The 21,730-nt window shown below is 40.1% G+C and carries 14 protein-coding genes; 10 read left to right on the forward strand and 4 right to left on the reverse strand.

Annotated elements, in window-relative coordinates; genetic code table 11:
* Positions 1 to 121 precede the first annotated feature (121 nt).
* The 10 genes from CHF41_RS06660 to CHF41_RS06705 all read left to right on the forward strand — a co-directional run bounded on the left by CHF41_RS06660 (position 122) and on the right by CHF41_RS06705 (position 15,345).
* Positions 122 to 478 carry a hypothetical protein gene (locus tag CHF41_RS06660; protein WP_119876545.1) on the forward strand — a complete coding sequence of 119 codons (357 nt, stop codon included), beginning with the start codon at positions 122 to 124 and terminating at the stop codon, positions 476 to 478.
* A gap of 15 nt (positions 479 to 493) precedes the next feature.
* Entirely contained in the window at positions 494 to 2,845 is a 2,352-nt protein-coding gene (locus CHF41_RS06665) for an SA1320 family protein (RefSeq protein WP_119876546.1), read from the forward strand.
* A 128-nt stretch (positions 2,846 to 2,973) separates the two neighbouring features.
* Positions 2,974 to 3,270 carry a WXG100 family type VII secretion target gene (locus CHF41_RS06670; RefSeq protein ID WP_119876547.1) on the forward strand — a complete coding sequence of 99 codons (297 nt, stop codon included), beginning with the start codon at positions 2,974 to 2,976 and terminating at the stop codon, positions 3,268 to 3,270.
* A gap of 59 nt (positions 3,271 to 3,329) precedes the next feature.
* Positions 3,330 to 6,506, forward strand: a complete 3,177-nt coding sequence (gene esaA, locus CHF41_RS06675; protein WP_119876548.1) for a type VII secretion protein EsaA — start codon at positions 3,330 to 3,332, stop codon at positions 6,504 to 6,506.
* Between the two features lie 9 nt (positions 6,507 to 6,515).
* A complete protein-coding gene (essA, locus tag CHF41_RS06680; RefSeq protein WP_119876549.1) occupies positions 6,516 to 6,980 on the forward strand; it encodes a type VII secretion protein EssA in 465 nt (154 codons plus the stop codon).
* Positions 6,977 to 7,219 carry a ubiquitin family protein gene (locus CHF41_RS06685; protein ID WP_119876550.1) on the forward strand — a complete coding sequence of 81 codons (243 nt, stop codon included), beginning with the start codon at positions 6,977 to 6,979 and terminating at the stop codon, positions 7,217 to 7,219. The genes essA and CHF41_RS06685 overlap by 4 nt, the downstream gene beginning before the upstream one ends.
* 18 nt (positions 7,220 to 7,237) lie before the next feature.
* A complete protein-coding gene (gene essB, locus CHF41_RS06690; protein ID WP_206269751.1) occupies positions 7,238 to 8,440 on the forward strand; it encodes a type VII secretion protein EssB in 1,203 nt (400 codons plus the stop codon).
* 14 nt (positions 8,441 to 8,454) lie between these two features.
* Complete coding sequence (gene essC / locus CHF41_RS06695) at positions 8,455 to 12,834, forward strand: type VII secretion protein EssC (protein ID WP_119876551.1); 4,380 nt, start codon at positions 8,455 to 8,457, stop codon at positions 12,832 to 12,834.
* 183 nt (positions 12,835 to 13,017) lie between these two features.
* Positions 13,018 to 14,160, forward strand: a complete 1,143-nt coding sequence (locus CHF41_RS06700) for an ATP-grasp domain-containing protein (protein WP_206269752.1) — start codon at positions 13,018 to 13,020, stop codon at positions 14,158 to 14,160.
* Positions 14,161 to 14,364: 204 nt separating this feature from the next.
* Positions 14,365 to 15,345 carry a polyprenyl synthetase family protein gene (locus tag CHF41_RS06705; protein ID WP_119876552.1) on the forward strand — a complete coding sequence of 327 codons (981 nt, stop codon included), beginning with the start codon at positions 14,365 to 14,367 and terminating at the stop codon, positions 15,343 to 15,345.
* Positions 15,346 to 15,672: 327 nt separating this feature from the next.
* On the opposite strand, the gene cydC is transcribed toward CHF41_RS06705, so the two are convergent.
* Genes cydC through CHF41_RS06730 form a run of 4 tightly spaced genes read right to left on the reverse strand, consistent with a single transcriptional unit; the run spans position 15,673 to position 21,590 of the window.
* Positions 15,673 to 17,433 carry a thiol reductant ABC exporter subunit CydC gene (gene cydC, locus CHF41_RS06715; protein ID WP_119876554.1) on the reverse strand — a complete coding sequence of 587 codons (1,761 nt, stop codon included), beginning with the start codon at positions 17,431 to 17,433 and terminating at the stop codon, positions 15,673 to 15,675.
* A complete protein-coding gene (gene cydD, locus CHF41_RS06720; RefSeq protein ID WP_119876555.1) occupies positions 17,426 to 19,144 on the reverse strand; it encodes a thiol reductant ABC exporter subunit CydD in 1,719 nt (572 codons plus the stop codon). Before cydD ends, cydC begins: the two co-directional genes overlap by 8 nt.
* On the reverse strand, positions 19,134 to 20,162 hold the full coding sequence (cydB, locus tag CHF41_RS06725; protein ID WP_119876556.1) for a cytochrome d ubiquinol oxidase subunit II: 1,029 nt from the start codon (positions 20,160 to 20,162) through the stop codon (positions 19,134 to 19,136). Before cydB ends, cydD begins: the two co-directional genes overlap by 11 nt.
* Positions 20,163 to 21,590: a cytochrome ubiquinol oxidase subunit I gene (locus CHF41_RS06730; protein ID WP_119876557.1), complete on the reverse strand. Its 1,428-nt coding sequence runs from the start codon at positions 21,588 to 21,590 to the stop codon at positions 20,163 to 20,165.
* Between the last annotated feature and the right edge of the window lie 140 nt (positions 21,591 to 21,730).

The following is a 21,730-nucleotide window of genomic DNA, read 5'->3' on the forward strand; positions in this document are numbered from 1 at the left end:
AGAAACACAAAATAATTCCATTTTTAAAAATTATTTTTATATAGAATTTATAGCCCATTCATCTTATGTGTCTTCACTGAAACGATTGAATAATAGTCGTAAAGTATAGGAGGTGGCTAGTATGAAGAAATGGTTGAAATCTATTTTATTCGTTATTTTTGTAATCAGTATATTAGGAGGGTGTAGTGTGAAAAAAGAAACATGGAGTAAAAAACAGCAAGATATGAGTGCACGATATTTAGTATCGAATTATCAAGATATAAAAAAGATAAAATTTGTTGAAGTTACGGAAAATAAACAGGCAGGTTTTAATAGAGTTGTTGCAATTGTGAATGATAAAATATGGGTTGATTTTTCAATTAATGAAGTCAGCAGTGAGATTACAATGAATCATTTAGAGTCTAGAAATAACGGAAATACTTTGCAAGTAGAGAAAAGCAAACATAAAGGAGATTCATTAAGAAAGAGTGGCAATTAAATATCTAGGGGACAAATGATGACCACAGAGGATTATAATAAAATGGCTGGCGATGTTTATTATGTAGATTCTAAGAAGACTGTTATTCCTTTTCAAAAAAGAGATAAAGTTGCTGGAGATAAATATCAAATTTTACGAGTCTCGGACAACCAAACTAACGGTATGCAAGCAATGGCAGTTGCGCCAGTCGTGAATGGGGAGGTGGATGCTTCCCAGATTACAATTGTCTATGCAGGAACGAATATTGATGACCCTAGTGACCGTCGTACAGATATAGAAAATATAATGCAAGGGCGCGACGGGCTAACGAAAGACCCTCGGAGTTCCGAGATCATAGATAGTCAAATTGACACAGCTCTTGATTTTGCCACAGACATCAAAAAAACATATCCTCAAGCCACTATCTCTACGACAGGTCATTCTCTGGGAGGGTATCTCGCAACCTTAGTTGCGATAAAAAACAAATGGGCTTCAACAGCCTTTAATGGACCGAGTCCTGCTAATATGTTGACAGAAGAAGAGATTGCGTGGGCCAAAGCCCATACTGATATTATTATTAATTATCGCAACACGAGAGACTGGCTTGGGAATTATGGTGGAGACCCTTTGGGAATAGCACGTTATGTAGAGTCGTATAAGGATGCAGGCATATTTGCTATTTTGTATTACCATGGGCTTTCAACGTGGGAGTTTGACGCTCACGGGAACCTCATTGACAAATATGGCTTCATTGTTGACCAGAAAAATTACCATACGGGTGTTGATATTGATGGAGACGGGGTGGAGGATATTCACCTAAGCCCTGAAAATGTAGAGCCTAGGAATTTGTTCCTTTCTAGTGGCAATCTCAGTCTTGCGGGTGGTACGGCAATCAAGATTAATCCAGATAGCTTACGAATGCTCTCAAGTAATCTGAATAGCTTGGCATTAACTGAGATTCCAGCCATGATTCGTGTGTGTCAACTGTGCCAAGATAAAAATGCCAAAATTCAAGGGGATTTTAACACGCGAAAGCAAAAGGTGGAAGAAAGCATTGTTCAGCGTTTTAAGGAAACTAGACTAACAGAGGTCTTCTACCTACTTCATGATTCACTGGGACAGATGATGAATAAACAGCATATCTTTGAGAATCTATCTTCTCCTCAAACATTGGTCAATACGATTTCACATCCAGCTTATTTGTCTAGTGGTGCTTATCTGGACCTCTATCCTTATAATAGTATGCTATCTCGACTTGCTACAAATAGTCAACAATTGGTACAACAGCTGAGGGATGAGAAAACAGGTGGCTTCCAAGATGGTTTTCTAATAAATTCTCCACCGACAGCTCTCAAGTCTTCATCGGTCTTAGAAGAAACTGTGAAAAGCTTCAAAAAGAAGGGCGAAATCATTTTTGAAGGGACAGGATTACGGGAAGGGAAAAGAGATGGGATTAGCCAGTCCCTAACAGAAGTATTGGAAGTAGAGCAAAAAAACCTTCGAGAATTACAAATGGCGGTCGAAAATGTATCTCGTCTAACCTTGAGTTTAGCCAATAACTTTCAAGGAATGGATGAATGGCTGCAGGGACAGCTATCAAGTGGCGGTAATATGGCAGGTTTTTCTGTTCAACATGTCCCAGTCTCTTACAAAGCCTATCTTGAAGAATCTGCTATTTTTGATGATGTCAAAGATGTCTTACAGGCCTTTGATCAGCAAGTCGAAAGGCGGAGTGACCAGTATGCGAAGGAAGTAGCAGTTGCCTTTTCAGATACCTTTCAACAAGTTCAGGCTTCCTTAGAGAGATGGACTGAGCAGTTGATATCCTTTAATAAGACAGTTGACGCGGTAAAAGACACTTTCGATATCGACATTTACGTGGATAAGAAAAAGATGGTGGATGATAAAACTGTTGTCACACGGACCTATTGGGGTCAATTAGTGAGATTATATGGCTCGACAACGTCGGTAACAATTCGCTCTGCACACCAAGAGATTCCAACATTAGCAGACAAGATTGTAGAAGCAATTGAGGTTACACGTTCGGCCAAAAGTGATATGCAAAATCTAAAGCCTCAAATAAAGGTCATCATTGAGGAAGGTGTCTATAATGCTTTTGATTTGGATGAGATTGTGGCCAGTCAAAAAGTAATTCAAATTCAGACCAATCGCATCATGCAGGAGTTAAACTATGTAATGACAACAATTTCAAGTCAAATGACAGGACAAGCCATCACTAGACTATCAGAACAATTGGGAAATGTTCATCAGTTGACTCGCTATTTCAATCAATTGGTCGGAGATTGCTTCGGGAATCAAGGCGGAAAAGAGACGTTACCGCGTGGTGTATTGGCACCTCAGGCGAATTGCTTCTCTCTTAATAAGTAACATTTCTAGTCTCTATTTTTGTTTATGCAACTATTTTGTAGAAATAGACAATAAAAAATGAAAAAAGCTTGGGAATAGTTGTAAACTATCGTATGATTTATCTATAAAAATGTAAAGGAGACACTATTATGTCAGGACAAATTCGTGTATCACCAGAAACCTTACAATCACGTGCTCGTGAGTATGGGAAAGCTTCAAACGATATTACTACAATCTTGAATAATCTTCAACGCCTTCAAGATACTCTTCGTGGAGAGTGGGAAGGTCAAGCATTCCAAGGTTTTGATAATCAATTTAATGAATTGAAACCAAAAGTACAAAACTTTGCGGAATTGTTGCAACAAATCAATGCTCAACTTGATAAAACAGCACAAGCAATGCAACAACATGACCAAGATTTGTCTCGCAACTTTGGTCTACAATAAAACATTTTACTGGTAAGGTTGGGGGAGGAATCCTCAACCTTTTTTCATAGGAGGAAGAAGTGAATAAAAAATTATTGGTATGGCTAGGTGTTGGTTTATTAGCTATCACAGTTGTAGTATCTTTTTTTGGTGTTATAAAACCAACTTCAATTAGTAAAAATCCTTCAGAACAAACAACTCAGAAGAATCCATTTAAGATTGCAGTTGTCAATGAAGATAAAGGAATGACCTATAACGGAGAGAATGTCAATATTGCCAATACACTCATGAAATCATTTTCAAAATCTACGGATTATGTTATTGAAACAGTGTCTCGTTCGATTGCAATAAAAGGGTTAGAGAACAATACTTATCAGTTAATGATCATCTTCCCGAGTAAATTTTCAGAGGATAGTTTGGCGATTGAATCTGCGAATCCGTCGCGAGCTGTCTTTCAGTATGAAATCAAATCTGATAGACAACTAGTTGTAAAGCAGGCCGAGCAAGCTGTAGTTGATGTTAAGAGTCTTTTCAATAAAGATCTAGTCAATATCTACTTTCTTAGTATCATTGGAAACCTTCAGACTGCGCAATCTCAAGTGTCAGACGTTGTGACAAACGAAGGGGAGTCTTTAGATGCGTATAATACAAAACTATTTAATCCCTTGACTTCCTATTCTCAGTTGTTTGCAGGCTTACACTCAACACCAAATGATTTGTTAAACACGTATTCTTCATTTAGTAAAGATCTCAACAATACAAATGCTGCGTTTACATCAATTGCTAGCGTAGGTAAAAGCTATGAGGAAGAAATCGAAAAGATCAAATCCTTGCAGGAAGCTTGGCAATCGTCGATTGATACGAGAGAAACCATTTTAAAAAATTATGATGTAGAATTTTCAAAGTTAACAGTTGAACAACAGTTAGCTCAGATGAAAGAGCTTAATTCATATATTTTTGAACATTTGAATGAGCCTGCTGTATGGAAAGATACAACTGACAAAGTGAATGGCTTCAATACCGAACTAAAGAGTTTTGTAGAACGTTTAAAAAAGCTAAACACCGATATTGACAAAAGCTTAGAAAACTATGACGAAGCTATTGCGAAAGCAGTTGATGAGTCACTGGCAGATACGACTGGAAAGACAGATCAAGCTGATGAAATCAAGCAAACGCTAGGGCTATACTTTAAGAAACTACATGATACAATGCTGTCAAAAATAGATGGTGCTATTACTGCAATGCCTTACTATGATGATGATGGCATTAATCGTATGGACTTATCTGACGCAGATAAGAATTACTTGAAAAATATTAATCGTTTTGTGGAGTGGTATTCAACTGAAAATGAAAAAACTTTACCAGCAAGACCAGCTTCTACGATGCAACAACAGTATATCGCAAGCGTTAAAGAAGCTGTCTCACAAAATTTGCAGAAGCAAAGAACCATTCCTTTTAATAATATTGAGGGAAATGTGACTAGCGTAAAACTATCTGTTCCTGAAAATTATGTATTACATGTCAGCGACTACCCTACTACACAAATAAGTGCTACGGAATATGAGGTTGCTGGCTTAAGTGGTACTTCATTTGCGATTTCCTATACTCTTGCAGCAGTGAATCCAGAGCAAGTGGATATCTTCCAAGAAGTACCAGTACGAGCAGTCGTAACGACTAGTCAAGAAGTGGGGGTACTTTCTAGTGAGAGTGAGGAGAAAACAGTCTCTGATAAGGTAAAAGTCCCTGCGGATCTAGAAGAGGCTGAGTCTAAGACTCGAGAAGTTGAGGGAGCAATGGTTGTTCGTATCCCGAAAGCAGAAACGAAGACGATTACAAGAACCTATTCAGATACAGATGTTATTTCGAACGCTTCTGCCTACACAGTAAATGTTAATACACAAGCCGTTTATAATGATGTGAAGAGCTATTTAGAGGTCGCTTCTCTTGCAAAAGCATATTATGATATGGATTTACAAACTGGTGAACTGAAACCAGGTCCATCTGCTTTATTAAACCAGACAGATGTTGAGAACCTTAAAACTATTATTGTCAATCTCATTAAAGACACAACAGTCTCAAGTCTAAAAGATCAATTAAAAGTTCCTGATGAAGATTTAGAGAAGTTTGAAGCTAAAGTTGCAGATGCCGAAGGGTTAATTACGAATATTGATGGGTTAAGAACAAGCACTTCTGATTTACTTGCTCAATTGAGCTCTGTCATCGAGGAGACTGAAAAAACTCATACAACTATTACAAGTAAGCCTGTATTCACAGAATCAGAAAAGAGAGATAATGTAGATTTAGTAACGGTTACCATGGATATGAACAAAGATATGGTTCAGCTACTGACCGCAAGTCAAACACTGATGAACAATACAAAATCGAATCAATCCGTTTCTAAAACGATTGAATCAGATGTAGAGCGTCTGTCGTCTGATGTAACGAATCTGGAAAAAGAAGGTGAGTCTTTATCAGGCCGTGTTGTAGAATTGAAAAATGTGATGGATGATACCTACACTTCGAACAAAGAGTTCCTTCAAGCCTTTTCAACTGTGCTAAGCAACACCAAAACAGGAAATAATAAAAATGAGGCTGTCTACGATTATCTATCAAATCCAGTAGATGCATCAAAAATTCAAAATGTTTTAGGAAACTCTACGGCTACGAAAGTAACAACAGCACGCCAAGATGAACGATCCGGTTTACTGATTATTTTAATTTGTTATTTGGTAGCTTTAGGAATTGCTTACTTGTTACAACATGCAGACATTCCAGAACTACAGAAACAACTGAAGATTACCAATCGAATTCATTGGAAAAACGCGACAGGTCCTATGGCGTTTCTGACAGTAATGGGAGCTACTGCAGGAATTTTGATTGCGACAGTATCTGGATATAAGCTAGCCATGAATTTTGGACAGATCTTTTTTCTAATCTTTATAGTAATTGCGGCAGTTCTATTCTTTACTTATGGGTTAAATCTGCTCTTAGAGAAAATCAAGAGTTTAGGATTTTTACTTGGAATAGCGCTATTACTTCTACACATTATAACGGCTAGTCAGTTATTAGATGCTTACTATGTTAGTTCGACTAACTTTCTAGGGGCGATGTCTCCGTTGACCTATATAGAAGATTTAGTAACAAATTATATCAACCATACGAAAGGCTGGGAGTTGCCATTTATTCTGTTATTGATGGTAGTGATTGCTTTAGGAAGTACGAATGTACTGATTTACAGTAAGGTCAAAGATAACTAAGGAGTCGATATGAAAAAAGTACTTTGTTTTCTGTTGCTATCTACCTGCTTATTGTCTGTAGCTGTCTATGCGGATGATGGCTCATTGAAAATTGATACGGATATTCATTCAAAACAGGAATCGAAAGAAGTCCATTATATCGAACAAGAAAGTGAGCTTGCAAAGCTATTTCGTGCTGATACATCAGAATCAATTCAAACAGTACAAGAAAACACAAAAAATACTGAAAAAAAAGAAAAAGATAATCTTTTCTTGGGGAATTTATCCAGCACAAATATTATGGAAGCCTATCAACCCTTGTTGTTTACTTCAAAGACCATGATTTCAAATACAGGAGACTATCATATCTCATTAAATGAGAAGTCTCCTGCGCTTTCATGGCAAGTGCTAGGGGTGCTTAGTTTAGCATTTTGTGTGCTGGGATACTCGATTATACGAGCTTTCACCCGAAAAAAGGAGGGAAATAGATTATGAATGAGTATGTCAATGTTAGTCTTGACTTTGTTCCATTTATCAACCGTCAAATTGATTTAAGAATCCCTTCTTCGATGACACTAAAGGAATTACTACAAATTGTATCTCATGCTTATGGATTAAATTTGAGCATAGTTAATCCGACTGCACGGATTATACAGTCGGGACAGACGATTGCTAGTACAGGAACGTTGGAGTTTGTGAAGGATGGAGTATTACTACAATTAGAAACCATTTAGGATATGATAGAGAGAAAGATGAAAGAATTGAAAGTAGAATTATTAGCCGAGGATGTTAAAGGAAATCGTGAGGTAGCGTATACCTTATTAGAGGCTGTACATCCTCTTTTTCTTACAACAGATATGAGTGTCCAAGATGATATGTTGTTGTTAGAAAGTTACCTTGAAGATGGGATGTACGGCTGGGAACGCTTGAGCGAGTTAACGGTGGAAGAACGCTTGCGTCACCTCTTGAATATTGGTTGCTTGTATAAGGAATTAGAGTTTTCGAAATACACCTACTCCTTTGAACCAGAGTCTATTGTTTTTACGATGAATGGTGCTCCCCTTTTTATTCATAAGGGAATCAAAGGACAAGTGCCACCATATGATGGAATAGCAGAAGGAGAGTTCCTAGAGCGTTACAAAGCAATGACTCTGTCGCTTTTAGATGATAAGACAGACTATCCTTCTTTGCTGGATGGAAAATTACCTTTTTACAAAGGAAATCTTTTCTGTGAGACTGTGGTTAAGGCAGAAACGATTGCAGAAGTGTTGAAGTTACTTCAAGAAAAATACAATGAAGAGAAACAGCTCAATGAACAGAACTTTTCAAGAATGAGTAATAAAGTGGTTTCACGAATGAAATTTTCTACGATTATTTCTACGATTGTAGCTGTTTGTTCACTGATTGGGATTGGCTACCTATTCTTCTTTGCCTTGCCAAGACAGGAAATGATCTCGACTATTCGATTAGCCTTCATTCAGGAAGATTATTCACAAGTCATCTCTACTTTGAAAAATACAGATAGTAAGTCACTCAGTCAAGATGATAAGTATATTGTGGCTTATTCAGTGATTATGACGGAACATTTGACCGATGAGCAAAAAACAGAACTAAGTAAAATCTCTAATCAGTCAAATGAAGATTATCTTCGTTATTGGGTGTTAATTGGTCAAGCAAAGATTGATGAAGCGATTGATATTGCTAGCTTCTTAGATGATCCACAACTATTGATGTATGGAATGACAAAGAAAATTGATGAGATTCAGCGTGAACCAGACATGACTTCTGAAGAACGGACAGAAAAAATTAATGGCTACAAATCGAAATTAGAAGAGTTGAAAAAGCAATATTTGACGTCTTCTGATAGTGATAAGCAAGAGACTACAAACGAAGAGAGAACGTCAACTACTACTTCAAGCACTACAACAAGTAGCTCTTCATCTAATTCACAATAGTAGGAGGCACATAAATGATGTATCTTATTTATCAAACAAATGCCTATCCTCTTTATGCCGAAAAGAACTATGTATTAGGAAAAGAAATTCATTCTGATATTTGTATTCCGCTGGAGAACTCTCTTTCATTAAAAGTGGATACAGAAACAGTGTCTTTAGCAGAAAAGAATTATACAGTAGGGATTCATACGGTATCCTTATCGGATACTGTTACCATTACGTTAATGATTCTTCCTGAAACTCAGTATTTTCTCCTACCAAAGAATTCTCTCTACCTATCAGATGAGGAAGATGCGACGATTCGCTTAGAAGATTACAATGGAGAAATAGTCTATACTTTTCATGAAAATGGAAGTATTGATTTTATCAGTAGCGATACTTATTTTCTAAATGGTCACAAGCAGTCTGGTAAACAAACCATTCGTGAAAACGATGTTCTCCTTTTCGAGAAAGGGATTGTATTATCACTTCAAAAGCAGGTTCTTTCGATAGCAACCATTTTTGATATTAAAACTTCCTTATTAAACTTTGTCGAGACAGTAGTTGAAGATCGTGCAAAAGAGTTTCATCGCTCTCCACGTATTATTTTAAGAGAGCCAGAAGAAAAAATCACGATTGCTTCTGCTCCAACAGATGAGGATAGTGCAAAGCGATCATTATTGAAGCTTTTGATTACGCCTCTTGCGATGATTGTCTTTACAGGCTTGACCTATTTCTTTTCTCGTAGTGGTGGCATGGTTTTCATGATGATGGGGATGTCTATCATTACAATAGGAACATCCATCCATTCTTATTTCTCGGATAAGAAAAATCACAAAGAAAAGCAAGCACAAAAGCTAAAGGACTATATGTCGTATTTAGATACGAAGTACAAAGATCTTTCAACTTATAAAGAGGAGCAGATAGAAGCACTTCTTTATCATTATCCAGATACACAGACTATTCTGGACATGGCTGCGCGGACAGATAGACGAATCTATGAGAAGACGCTTTATCATTTTGATTTCTTAACTTATCGCTTAGGACTAGGAGAAATACCAGCTAGCTTTCAAATTGATTATAGCAACTCTGAGTTGACCAAGTATAATGAAGAGGCAGGGCAAAAGGTACAGGAACTGTTGTCCTACTATAGAATGATAAGCCCAGTTCCAATTCAAAATGATATTGCGAGCCCTATCGGTTATATTGGTAATCGAAAAGTGGTGATTGAGCAGGTTCAACAATTGATGATGCAGGTAGCGACTTTCCAAAGTTATCATGATGTACAGTTTATTCCAATCTTCCGTGAAGAAGAACTACCGCTGTGGAATTGGAGTCGTTGGTTGCCTCATATCAAGATTCAAGCCTTTAATAGTCGTGGATTTGTCTATAGCCAACGGACACGCGATCAGTTATTAACCTCTCTTTATCAGATTATTAAGGAGAGAAAGCTAGATAGTGAGCAAGATAAAAATACTGAGAAGCAGTACACGCCTCGCTATATTTTATTGATTACAGACCTCAGTCTACTCTTAGACCATAACATTATGGAGTATATCAATGAAGACCTGTCGCATTTAGGCATTCATTATATTTTTGTGGAAGAAGTGATTGAAAGTTTGCCAGAACATGTGCAGACGGTTGTGGATTACCGTGGCGATAAGAAAGCGACTCTCCTACTTCAAAATGGAACCTATGTGAATAACCCCTTTGTTCCTTTACCGATGATTGATGTACAGTCTAAAGAAGGTTTTGCGCGGAATATGGCGGGGATTAATCATGTTCAAACCCTGCGCAATTCGATACCAAATAGCATTACCTTCTTAGAGATGTATGGAGTGAGTCGTGTAGAAGAGTTGGATTTATTGACCCGTTGGTCTGAAAATGAAACCTATCAAACTATGGCAGTTCCACTAGGAGTGCGTGGACGTGACGATATTCTCTATTTGAATTTACACGAAAAAGCTCACGGGCCACACGGCTTGATTGCAGGGACCACAGGATCAGGTAAATCCGAGCTGATTCAGTCTTATATCTTATCATTGGCGGTTAATTATCATCCCTATGAAGTTGCCTTTCTCTTGATTGACTATAAAGGGGGAGGAATGGCTAACCTATTTGCGGATCTCCCACACGTTGTAGGAACCATCACCAACTTGGATGGAAACCAAGCAAATCGTGCCCTTGTGTCCATTAAGGCAGAGTTGAAAAAACGTCAGCGCATCTTCTTAGAGCATGATGTCAACCACATTAATCAATATACAAAACTCTTCAAAGAAGGAAAAGTTAGCGAACCACTTCCTCAGCTTCTGATTATCAGTGATGAGTTTGCGGAGTTAAAAGCCAATCAACCAGACTTTATGGATGAGTTGATTTCGACTGCCCGTATTGGTCGTTCACTAGGGGTGAAATTGATTCTAGCTACCCAAAAGCCAAGCGGTGTCGTTAATGACCAAATTTGGTCCAACTCGAAATTTAAAATTGCCCTAAAAGTTCAAGATGTTGCGGATTCACGAGAAGTGATTAAGACTTCAGATGCAGCAGAAATCACTCAAACGGGACGAGCTTACTTACAGGTTGGGAATAATGAAATTTATGAACTATTCCAAAGTGCCTGGTCAGGAGCAGATTATAACCCAGATGGGAAACATCAAGCTCAGCGGGAAACCACGATTTATGAGATTACAGACAGTGGTCAATATTCACCGATTAATAAAGATTTGAGTGGCCTAGCAAACCAAAAAGAAGTCAAAGCGGTTCCGACTGAGTTAGATGCGATTGTCGAAAAAGCGCAGGAAGTATTTGAGGGCTTGCAGATCCCTAAAGTGGCCAGTCCTTGGTTACCACCTCTAGAAGAAAAAATATATGCCAAAGACTTACAATCCGTGAACTTTAAAGATTACTGGAATCAGAATACAGGACCTTTGGAAGTTCTAGTAGGCTATCAAGATATTCCTGAAAAGCAAGAACAGTCACCGCTTTATTTCAATATGGAGCAGGCAGGACACATTCTTTTGGTATCTAGTCCAGGGTTTGGGAAATCGACTTTCTTGCAAAATTTTGCGGTGGATATTATGCGGAAGCAAACACCAGAAGAAGCCCATTTTTACCTCTATGATTTTGGGACAAGTGGGTTGATTTCTCTCTCTGATTTCCCTCATGTAGCAGATTACTTTGCCTTAGATGAGACAGAGAAGATTATGAAATCACTTCGCATTCTGACAAAAGAAGTGAAGCAACGGAAGAAGGCATTGTCACAAGCGAAGGCAACCAACCTCAGTCAGTACAATCAACTATCAGGAGAACAGTTCCCAACAATCTTTATTGAGATTGATGGATTTGATAGTGTCATGGATGCGCCATTTGCGGATTCTTTCTATGATGTATTAAATGTCATTGCCCGTGATGGAGCCTCATTGGGAATGTACCTCATTGTGACCTTGTCACGACTAAATGCGATGCGACTCCAGCTACAAACAAACTTTAAAACCAAGATTTCTCTCTTCTTATTTGATTCCAGTGACTTATCGGGTGTAGTTGGTCGATCAAATATCCCGCTAGAAGAGATAAAGGGGAGGGCGATTGGTAAGTTTGAAGAAATTACAACCTTCCAGATTCCATTGCCATATAGTAGTGAATATTACACGGACTATATTACTGAGGTGAAATCAGAAATTACAGCGATGTCTCAAGAGTGGGCAGGAAGTTTACCAGCAGGAATTCCAATGTTGCCTGAGAAAGTCACGCTAAAAGTGATGAAAGAATATCTAGAGGCAAGTACAGATTTTATTTTTGGTCTAGAGCGAGAAGCTGTAGTACCATCTGGATTTAGTTTTAAGCGTCCGATATTGATGGCGTCAGATAGTCCTCTTGCGGTGAATCATTATTATAAACTCTTAGAGCACCGTATAAATAGTTTATCTGACAAATATAATGCGGTTATCTTGGATTCGAATCAACGCATTTCCAATCAATTATTTGAAGGTATTCAACGCTTTACAAGCTCACTAGAAGTTGAAAATGTCCTTAAAACGATTATAGAGGATTTGAAGAAACGGATGGAGGCTCCAAATGAGTCATATCCAAACTGGTTGATTATTATTCCGGATTTGGCTTCGACAGGAATGAGTGCTGGTTTGAGTGAAGCGGATATGAAACTTCTCTTGCTTGAAGGAGCGAGGCATGGGGTGACTGTTCTCTTTGTGGGAAGTTATCAAGATTTAGTTAATAACAGCTATGATAGTTATGTTAAACTCATGCTTCAGTTAGTCGAACAAGTCTTTTTTGGTGTTCGAATCAGTGATCAGAATCATACTCGTTATCCATATTTGACTAATGAACCATCTCTGAAACCAAATCAAGGCTATATCCTCTATCCAGAAGGGTATGAGTTTGTGCAGTTACTAGAGGTGTAGATAGGATACTAGTAAAGACAATGATTTTATGTATTTTGAATTCGCGACAAGATTGGGCGAAACTATTTAATAAATAAGTGTTTCATATAGGGTGATAAAGGTGGATTCACTAGATAATTTTTTTCTAATCATGTTATAATTGATAATAATAATATCCATGTGAAAACAGTTGGAGAAATCTACATGATTGAAGTGTATAGAATAATAGATAGATTTACGATTACAGATAAAGGATTTGTATATAGTTTTGAAACTAAGGCAGTCCAATCTTTGAAACTTAACGATATTGTATATGATTTGCAGGGTAATGAATTTCAAGTCTCTGGAGTCGAGATGATCCGTCGCGCTCCTGACCAAGCTGACAATGGTAGTGTTAGTCAGAAAGGCTTTCTCTTTCAATCAAAAAATGGGGAACAGGCAATGGGCAGTATTTTGCTAAAGAAGAAGCCAACGCTTCATTTTTTATTTAGCAGTGACCCACTGGATTGTAGGAAAGTTGATAGTGATTATTTAGAAGAGTACACCTATGCGAGTAAGAATTATGATTGTGCTTTATTTAGTTTAGAGAGATTCGAAGAAGGAAAGCCATTCATTTTTGGAGATAGTATACAAGGGATAACAATTTATAGAGGCTGGATGCTGTCGGTTGATGAGTATCGTAAACTTTATATTGAATTATTATCCAAAGGAATTTATTTGATTAATACTCCAGAAGAATATGAACGCTATCATCATTTACCAAAATGGTATCAATCTTTTGAAGGCGAGACATTTGAATCGTTTTGGTCAACTAGCGATAAGCTAGAAGATATTGAAAAAAAGGTGGGAGACAAAAAAGGAGCTTTCATTGTAAAGGATTATGTAAAAAGCAGGAAACATGAATGGTATGAAGCTTGTTATATTGATAATATAGCAAATCAAATGAACTTTAGAGAAATTGTTACGAATTTCGTTAAAAGACAAGGTAGTCAATTCGTTGGAGGGATTGTTCTTCGGAAGTATGAAAAGTTAAATTATATTGGATTTCATGACAAAAGTGGCATGCCGATAGCGGAAGAATATAGAATTTTTGTTTATGCAGGGAAAATACTGATAATTGGTGATTATTGGAATGGTAATACGGATGGATATTTGTCTAGTAGTGAGATAACGTGGATTAAATCCATCGTTCAGAAGGTCAATAGTAATTTCGTTACAATAGATGTAGCACGGAAAGAAGACGGGAGCTTAATTCTAATGGAATTCGGTGATGGGCAAGTATCTGGACTTCAAGAATTAGGAGAAAAAGAGTTTTATGCTGCATTTGCACTATTGCTATCTATATAGAATGGACAGCTATTGATTATGATTTCAAAGAAGAGTGAATAGTTCTATGCGGGAGTAGTAGCTGAAAGTTCTAGCAACTGAAATATTGGTTGCTAGACTTTTTAGCTTTTCATTGCTTATTACTAAAATCCAGCATGCGATACTAGCTATTACAGCCTAAATAATGTAAAATAGAGAGCAGTTAGGAAACCAAGGAGATGAGAAATGTCAGCGTATTGGAGTCGCTATCCAGGCTTGGAAGAAAAGCTGAATAGTGTGAGGGCATTGATTGCGCGGAAAATGCAAATCCGTAACCAGAGTATTGGGCAGGCTGTTATAGCCTTAAACAGTGCAGGTGGAAAGTATTTGCGGCCAGCTTTTTTCTTTTTATTTGCAGAGTTGGGGGATTGCTCTAGATTAGATGAGGAGCAGTTGGTGACGGTTGCTGCCTCGCTTGAAGTCTTACATCTGGCAACCTTGGTCCATGACGATATCATCGATGATTCGCCGCTACGGCGCGGACAGGTGACTATTCAGAGTCGGTTTGGTAAGGATGTCGCCGTCTATACAGGTGACTTGCTTTTTACTGTCTTTTTTGAATTGCTCCTAGCATCCATACCAGGCTCACCTTATATGAACGCCAATGCCAAGACGATGAAGAAAATCTTGCTGGGGGAGCTAGATCAGATGTCAGCTTATTACCAGCAAGAGCGGACAGTGCATGGTTACTTGCGGGCTGCTGCTGGAAAAACAGCTGCCTTATTCAAACTGGCAAGTCGAGAGGGAGCTTATTTTGGTGGGGCGGATGCTGAAACGATTCGCCTTGCAGGTCATATTGGCTTTTATATTGGGATGGCTTTTCAGATGATTGATGATTTGCTCGATTATACTGAAGAAAAAGAGGCCCTCAATAAGCCTGTTTTAGAAGATATTGGTCAGGGCATCTATAATTTACCACTCGTTTGTGCGTTAGAAAAAAATCCCGCTGCCTTTCGTCCTTATCTGGATAAACGGGAGACTATGACAGCAGAAGATGTTGAGGCAATCGTCTCACTGATGAAGAAAGAGGGGGGGCTAGAAGATGCGCGTATGTTAGCTGCCCGTTTCACTCAGAAAGCTATCGAGGCGATTGAGCAATTACCATCCTACCCAGCAAAAGGCATCTTGGTCGATATGACGGAGCGTTTGTTGAAGAGAAGTAGTTAAAGATAGGGAGTGGGGCAAAAATCGTGATTTCGTAGAAATCGATTATCCTCGCTCCTAATAGTAACTCCCCTGACTATTGATATGCGTCAAGCTGCTAAATCTATAAAAGAAACGAGACGGGACACTTTTGTTTCAGTCTCTTTTTTTTGCTCCTTATCCTGTAGTAAGCCTTTCTTTCGTTTCAAGTCTGTACCTTTTTCATTGAGTTTGAGCTTTCTAGCCTCTCTAAGTCTGATAGTTTTTGTTGAAACTCTGCTTCTGGAGAAAAGGAGATAGAAAAGAGGTTGGCAAACCAACCTCTTTTTACATGTTAACATCTGTTTTCTTTTAGTATTGCAAATCCCCATCATCAACTGCTTTGAGTTGTCGGAAACGTGGACTGGTTTCTGCGAGAGAAGCTGGGCTTCCAGCCATTTCGAGTTTCCCATTTTCAAGGAAGATGACCTGATCTGCGTATTCAATCCCCTTCAAATGGTGGGTGATCCAGATGACGGTTTTGTCTTTGAGTTCTTCCATAAAGGTAGTCAAGACCTGCTTTTCGGTAATCGGATCTAACCCAACAGTTGGCTCATCGAGAATCACGACGGGGGTTTCTTTTAGTAGAATGCGGGCAAGGGCGATGCGGTGCCGTTCGCCACCTGAGAAACGTAGGCCAGCTTCGTCTACCATAGTATCCAGTCCCTGCGGTAGTTTTTCGACCATTTCCTTTAAGCCCACACGCTCTAGCACCTGCCAGACTTGCTCGAGGCTAGCCGCTTCATTTCCCAGACGGATATTGTTTAAAAGGCTAGTACGAAAGAGGTAAGGAGCTTGCTGAATCACGCCGATGTAGGACGGAATGTCTTCGCAGATAGTAGTCACAGGTATACCTCCAAAGAGGATTTGTCCTGCGCTAGGCGTTAAGTCTCCGCGCAAGAGGGTCGCAAGGGTACTTTTTCCTGAACCGCTTCGACCGAGAATAGCTAGCTTTTGTCCCTGAGGAATGGTTAACTCCAACTGGTCTAGCACTAATTTTTCATCATTAGGATAATGAAAGCTTAGTTTTTCAATTTTAAAATCATAAGGAGCTTGAGCTTGTGGTGTTTGATTTGCTGTTACATTCGTTCGTAAACTTGGCAGGGCATTGAGCCGTTCAATCGAATCCGCATAGCTGTTGGTTTCTTGGCTGGCAGTGGACAAGCCTGCAAATGCATCGATAATGGGAAGAAGGGAGAGTACAAAGGCTGCTACCCAGTTGGCTTCTCCGCCATGGTTACCTGTAAACCGTCCGCTCGCCCAGATAAAGGTGATTAGAATTAAGAAGCCGTAAGCTATTTCAAAGAGAAGAGCCCGCTGGTTTTGAAAAGCCTTCATCTTGGCTTGAACGCCCATGAGTTGGTCTTGGGAATGTTCATGGAGAGCGACATATTCTTGCCCCCGCTGACTGAAAATCCAGTCGGAAATTCCTAAGATATTGTCTGTCAATTCTGTATAAAGACCATTTTTCAAGGTCTTTTCTTTTTGCTGTCTCGCACCATTGACGAGGACAGATACCAAGGGAAACAGAAAGATGAGAATGGCTAAATATAGCAACATAAAGAGGGCGAACCACCAAGAAAAGAAGCCGAGGGCCACCACGATAAAGACATAGAGAATCCAAGCAATCACCGTTGGAAAAATCGTGCGTAGATAAAGATTTTGCAGGTGATTGATGTCTTCAGAAAGGAGTCCGATGACATCTCCGAGTCGGAAATCACGCTTGATAAAAATCGCATCCTGCTCCAAGGTTTGGTAGAGCTTGAGGCGGAGTTTGGAGGTCATTTTGAGGACCCAGTTGTGACTAGTCAAGCGCTCCAAGTAGCGAAAGACTGGTCTTGCAATTCCAAAGGTCCGTGTGAGGACAATGGGAATGTAGACCAACAGAATATTGGTCGGCAGAGAGGCTGACTTACTAATGAGAAAGCCTGAAATAAACATGAGAGCACCAGCACTAAAAAAGGTCAAAAAGCCAAGAAACAAGGCAGCTGCAAGCGCCAGCTTGTACTGTTTGAAAAATGGTTTGACCCAGTAGTCCTTTCTCATGACACGAAGTAAGGGAATGTTAGTCATGGCTTCCTCCCATTGCAGTTTTTAGGTGATACAAGGCGCCCTTTTTGGCTAGGAGTTCTTCATAGGTTCCTGTTTCCACGATTTGTCCCTGCTCCAGCACCAAGATATAGTCCATTTGGTGGAGCCAGTGGAGACGGTGGGTGGCAAGAAGCACTAAGCGATTGTCCATTAGAGGGAGCATTTTTTCCTTGAGCTCTAACTCCGTTTCAATATCGAGGTGGGCAGTTGGCTCATCGAGTAGCAGAATGCGGCGCTCTTTATCGAGAAAGGCTCGCGCAAGGGCAATCCGCTGCGCCTGACCGCCACTTAGAGGGCGTGCACCGTTTCCGATGCGGGTGTCAAGTCCTTCTGGCAGGCTTTTTACCAGCTCGTCTAAGCCGACAACAGAAATGGCCTCTCGGACTTCTGTATCGCTTGCAGATGGTGTATAAAAGGTGATATTGTCTCGGAGGTTCATTTCAAAGACGTAGGGATGTTGCGGAATGTAGAGCAGTTGCTTGCGCCAATCTTCCTGATTTAGATTAGCAAGCTCTATCCCATCTATTTGCATCTTACCATCTTTAGGTCCTAAAAATCCGCTCAAGAGATTGATAAGACTGGATTTTCCAGAACCGCTCATACCGATAATCCCGATTTTTTGATAGCCAGAAAGGGTGAGTGATGTTCCGTCAAACAGCTTTTTGTCTTCGTAGGCAAGAGAAATCTTGTCCAAGGTGAGCTGACTATTTTCAGACCAAGGCGCAAGTTGTACTTGTTCTTCGCGGATACTTTTGGTCTGTAAAATCTGTTGAATACTCTGCATGGCATTTTTCCCGTCCAAGGTCGCATGATAGTCGCTTGAAAAATCACGAACTGGAAGGAAATACTCAGGAGCTAAGATGAGAATGGTCAAGGCAGGAAAGAGTAGCATCTGCCCGTTAATCAAGCGAAGTCCTAGAAGAACAGCAACGACCGCAATTGATAAGGTTGTAAAGAAGTCGAGTGCAAAGGTAGACAAAATGCCAATTCTCAAGGCGCTCATGGTTGCCTTACGGAAATTTTCGCTGGTCTGGTAAATGTTCTTCGCATAGGGCTTGCTGCGACCGAAGAATTTCAAGGTGTCAAGCCCACGGAGCGTATCCAAAAAGTGATTGGACAGTAGTTGATACTGGGCGTACTGACGATTAGCCCGCGCTTGCGCGGCATATCCCAAGATAATCATAAACAGGATGATAATGGGAAAGACGATGAGCAAGACCAAGCCAGATTTCCAGTCTAGGTAAAAGATAAAGGCTAAGATAACCCAAGGAATGATGCTCATATTCATCATTTTATTTAAAATTAGGTGTAGGTAATTTTCAACCAGAGCAATCCCGTCTAAGGTCATGGTGATGACATTTCCAGAGCCTTCTTTTTGCACGATGTGAGGGCCTAGTTCAAAGAGTTTGCGTAGCAATTGGCCTCGTAGAAGACGTGCTTGTTGGCTAGAGAAGCGATCTAAGCGTTCATCTTTGATGTAGTTGATGAGGTGGCGCCCCAGATAGGAGATGAAAAAGCAGGTAGCAGGTAGGAGTTGGCTTTGTAGGGCATTTCCCTCCCAGACACCTGTAATGGCCTGACTGAGTCCCGCGGCCTGTCCGATAATAAAGATTGCCTGAAGGATGTCTAATCCTGCAAGCAATCCGAGTAGTTTATGAACACCGGACAAGCGCATGACAGCTTTATCCAGCATGATGCTCCTCCGTTCCGAGACCTGGTAAGGTAATACGTTTTCTAAAGATGTAGTAGGTCCAAGCAGTGTACGCTAAGACAAACGGTACCAAGGTAAGAGCCACCATAGACATGATGCCAAGGGTGTAAGGTGATGAGGAAGCTGATTCAATCAGCAAGTCGTATTTGGAGCTGATAGAGCTAATCATCACACGTGGAAAGAGTCCTTGGAATAAGAGAACAACAACTGTGACAAGTGACAAGCCACTTGCAAGAAAGGCTGTCATTTCTGCCTTCTTAATAACAGACAGGTGAGCGACAACTGTAAGAACGACAATCGCAACCACCAAGACCAAGGTTGGTACAAGGTGTAGTTTAAAGAAGTCTGTCTTGAAAAAAAGCAAGACTGCAAAGGCTACTAAGCCAAGATAAAGGACAAGGTAGAGTTTTTGAGCGTATTGACGTGCACGCATGCGAATAGCTCCGTCTGTCTTGAGACTGATATAGTTCAAACCATGTAGATAGGTCAAGAGCACCATCGCCACGCCACCAACGATTGAAAAAAGGTTGAAGTAATTGCCAAAGTGGGCAGACATATTTCCATTTTCATCGATTGGCATGCCTTGCACCAAGCTGATAAACATGATACCGAAGAAGAATGGTACGACGAAGGAGCCTATTGATAAGGTCCAGTTCCAACGTTGCTTTTCATGACTAGGTACTTTGTGGCGGAATTCAAAGGAAACGCCACGGATAATCAAGCCGACTAAGATAACCAACAAGATGAGGTAGTAGCCACTAAACAGTGAAGCGTACCAGTAAGGGAAAGAGGCAAACATAGCACCACCTGCGGTTAAGAGCCAGACTTCATTTCCGTCCCAAACAGGGCCAATGGTTTCGACAATCTGATCTTTTTCCAACTCATTTTTGGCAAGTGATTGAACAGCCATTCCTACCCCAAAGTCAAATCCTTCAAGGAAGAAGAAGCCAGAAAAGAGTAGGCCAATGAGAAAGAACCATAATAATTGTAAGTTACTCATTTAGAATGCCTCCTTGTTAAATGCATCGACAGAAGAATAGCCACCGATGTGGAGTCCTTCATGTTGGTAGTCAGGTCCGTGTTGTAATTCACGGATAACGAGTGTGATCATCGTAGTTGCAAGACCAGTGAACAAGATGAAGTAGACGATGTTTGATACTGTCAAGGATGTAACAGACACGTTTGGTGATACACTTTGTTCAATGGTAAAGAGTCCGTAAACGGTCCAAGGGTAGCGACCTTGTTCTGCTACAACCCAACCGAAGGTATTGGCTAAAAATGGGGCAAAGGTTGTGAGAGCAACCAGCCAGAGCATCCATTTCTTTTCATATAGGACTGGATTTTTCTTTCTAGTCCAAAAGAGTCCTAATGCTGAGACAAGTAGCATCAAGGTTCCAAAGCCAGCCATGATACGGAAGCCGTAAAAGAGTAGGTTGACCATTGGGAAGTAGTTGCGGTCGCCATATTGGGCAATCAATTCTTCATTAGCAGTATCCATTCCTTTGACAGAACCAGACAGCTTATGGTAAGACAGGATACTGAGCATATACGGAATTTTGACACCGAAGACTTGTTTGTGCTTGGCTTCATCAGCCCAAGCTACAACAGTCCAGGCAGCAGGGTCACCAGAATCTTCATAGTCCCCTTCCATAGCTGCAAATTTCATCGGTTGATCTTCAATCAGAGCTTGCATCTGCACATCGCCTGCTCCAAGAACAGAGATAGAGCCGATGAGAGAGACGATTAAGCCGATACGGATTGATTTTTTATAGAGGGCTTGAGTGGTTTCTGTTAGGCTTTCCTTTTTCAAGAGACGGAAAGCAGACATACCAGCTACGAGAATGCCACCCATGGTAATCGCCCCTGTAATAACGTGGCTGTATTCGTAGATGAACTGTGGATTGGTAATCAAAGCACCGAAGTCTGTCATCTGCGCACGACCATTTACGACTTCATAGCCGACTGGGTGCTGCATGAAGCTATTGGCAATCAAAATCCACATAGCAGACATTAAGGAACCAAATACCACCAACCAGATGAAGGCAGCGTGGAGTTTTTTGCTGATTTTTTTATTTTCCCAAGTGAACATCCAAAGCCCTAAGAAAGTGGACTCCATAAAGAAGGCAAAGAGAGCCTCAACTGCAAGAGGGGCTCCGAAAATATCCCCAACGAAGCGGGAATAATCAGACCAGTTCATTCCGAATTGGAATTCCTGAATAATCCCTGTTACCACACCGACTGCGAAACTAAGCAGCATGATATTGCCCCAGAATTTGGTTAACTTTTTATATTCTTCTTTGTTGGTTACCACGTAGCAGGTTTCCATAATTGCTACAACCAAGGCTGTACCGATCGTAAAGGGTACAAAGAAGAAGTGAAAGATAGTGGTCATCGCAAATTGCAGACGAGCCAAGGTTTCTATCGTCATAATATCCTCCAATTCAGAAACGAGAGTGCGCTCTCATTTCTGTCCTAAAATTTCTTTTCTTAGAACCTGCATTCATAAGCTCTAGATTAGAGTTGCTGAGCTGTGAATACAGATTATTACTATAATAGTACGTTTGACGA

The organism is Streptococcus respiraculi (assembly GCF_003595525.1).
Lineage (GTDB): Bacteria > Bacillota > Bacilli > Lactobacillales > Streptococcaceae > Streptococcus > Streptococcus respiraculi.

Excerpts from the sequence above, each read along its gene's own strand:
- CHF41_RS06730 (WP_119876557.1), bottom strand. The coding sequence starts at position 21,590 with ATGACGATAGAAACCTTGGCTCGTCTGCAATTTGCGATGACCACTATC.
- CHF41_RS06665 (WP_119876546.1), top strand. The coding sequence starts at position 494 with ATGATGACCACAGAGGATTATAATAAAATGGCTGGCGATGTTTATTAT.
- cydB (WP_119876556.1), bottom strand. The coding sequence starts at position 20,162 with ATGAGTAACTTACAATTATTATGGTTCTTTCTCATTGGCCTACTCTTT.
- essC (WP_119876551.1), top strand. The coding sequence starts at position 8,455 with ATGATGTATCTTATTTATCAAACAAATGCCTATCCTCTTTATGCCGAA.
- essA (WP_119876549.1), top strand. The coding sequence starts at position 6,516 with ATGAAAAAAGTACTTTGTTTTCTGTTGCTATCTACCTGCTTATTGTCT.
- essB (WP_206269751.1), top strand. The coding sequence starts at position 7,238 with ATGAAAGAATTGAAAGTAGAATTATTAGCCGAGGATGTTAAAGGAAAT.
- CHF41_RS06700 (WP_206269752.1), top strand. The coding sequence starts at position 13,018 with ATGATTGAAGTGTATAGAATAATAGATAGATTTACGATTACAGATAAA.
- CHF41_RS06705 (WP_119876552.1), top strand. The coding sequence starts at position 14,365 with ATGTCAGCGTATTGGAGTCGCTATCCAGGCTTGGAAGAAAAGCTGAAT.
- cydC (WP_119876554.1), bottom strand. The coding sequence starts at position 17,433 with ATGACTAACATTCCCTTACTTCGTGTCATGAGAAAGGACTACTGGGTC.
- CHF41_RS06660 (WP_119876545.1), top strand. The coding sequence starts at position 122 with ATGAAGAAATGGTTGAAATCTATTTTATTCGTTATTTTTGTAATCAGT.
- CHF41_RS06670 (WP_119876547.1), top strand. The coding sequence starts at position 2,974 with ATGTCAGGACAAATTCGTGTATCACCAGAAACCTTACAATCACGTGCT.
- cydD (WP_119876555.1), bottom strand. The coding sequence starts at position 19,144 with ATGCTGGATAAAGCTGTCATGCGCTTGTCCGGTGTTCATAAACTACTC.
- CHF41_RS06685 (WP_119876550.1), top strand. The coding sequence starts at position 6,977 with ATGAATGAGTATGTCAATGTTAGTCTTGACTTTGTTCCATTTATCAAC.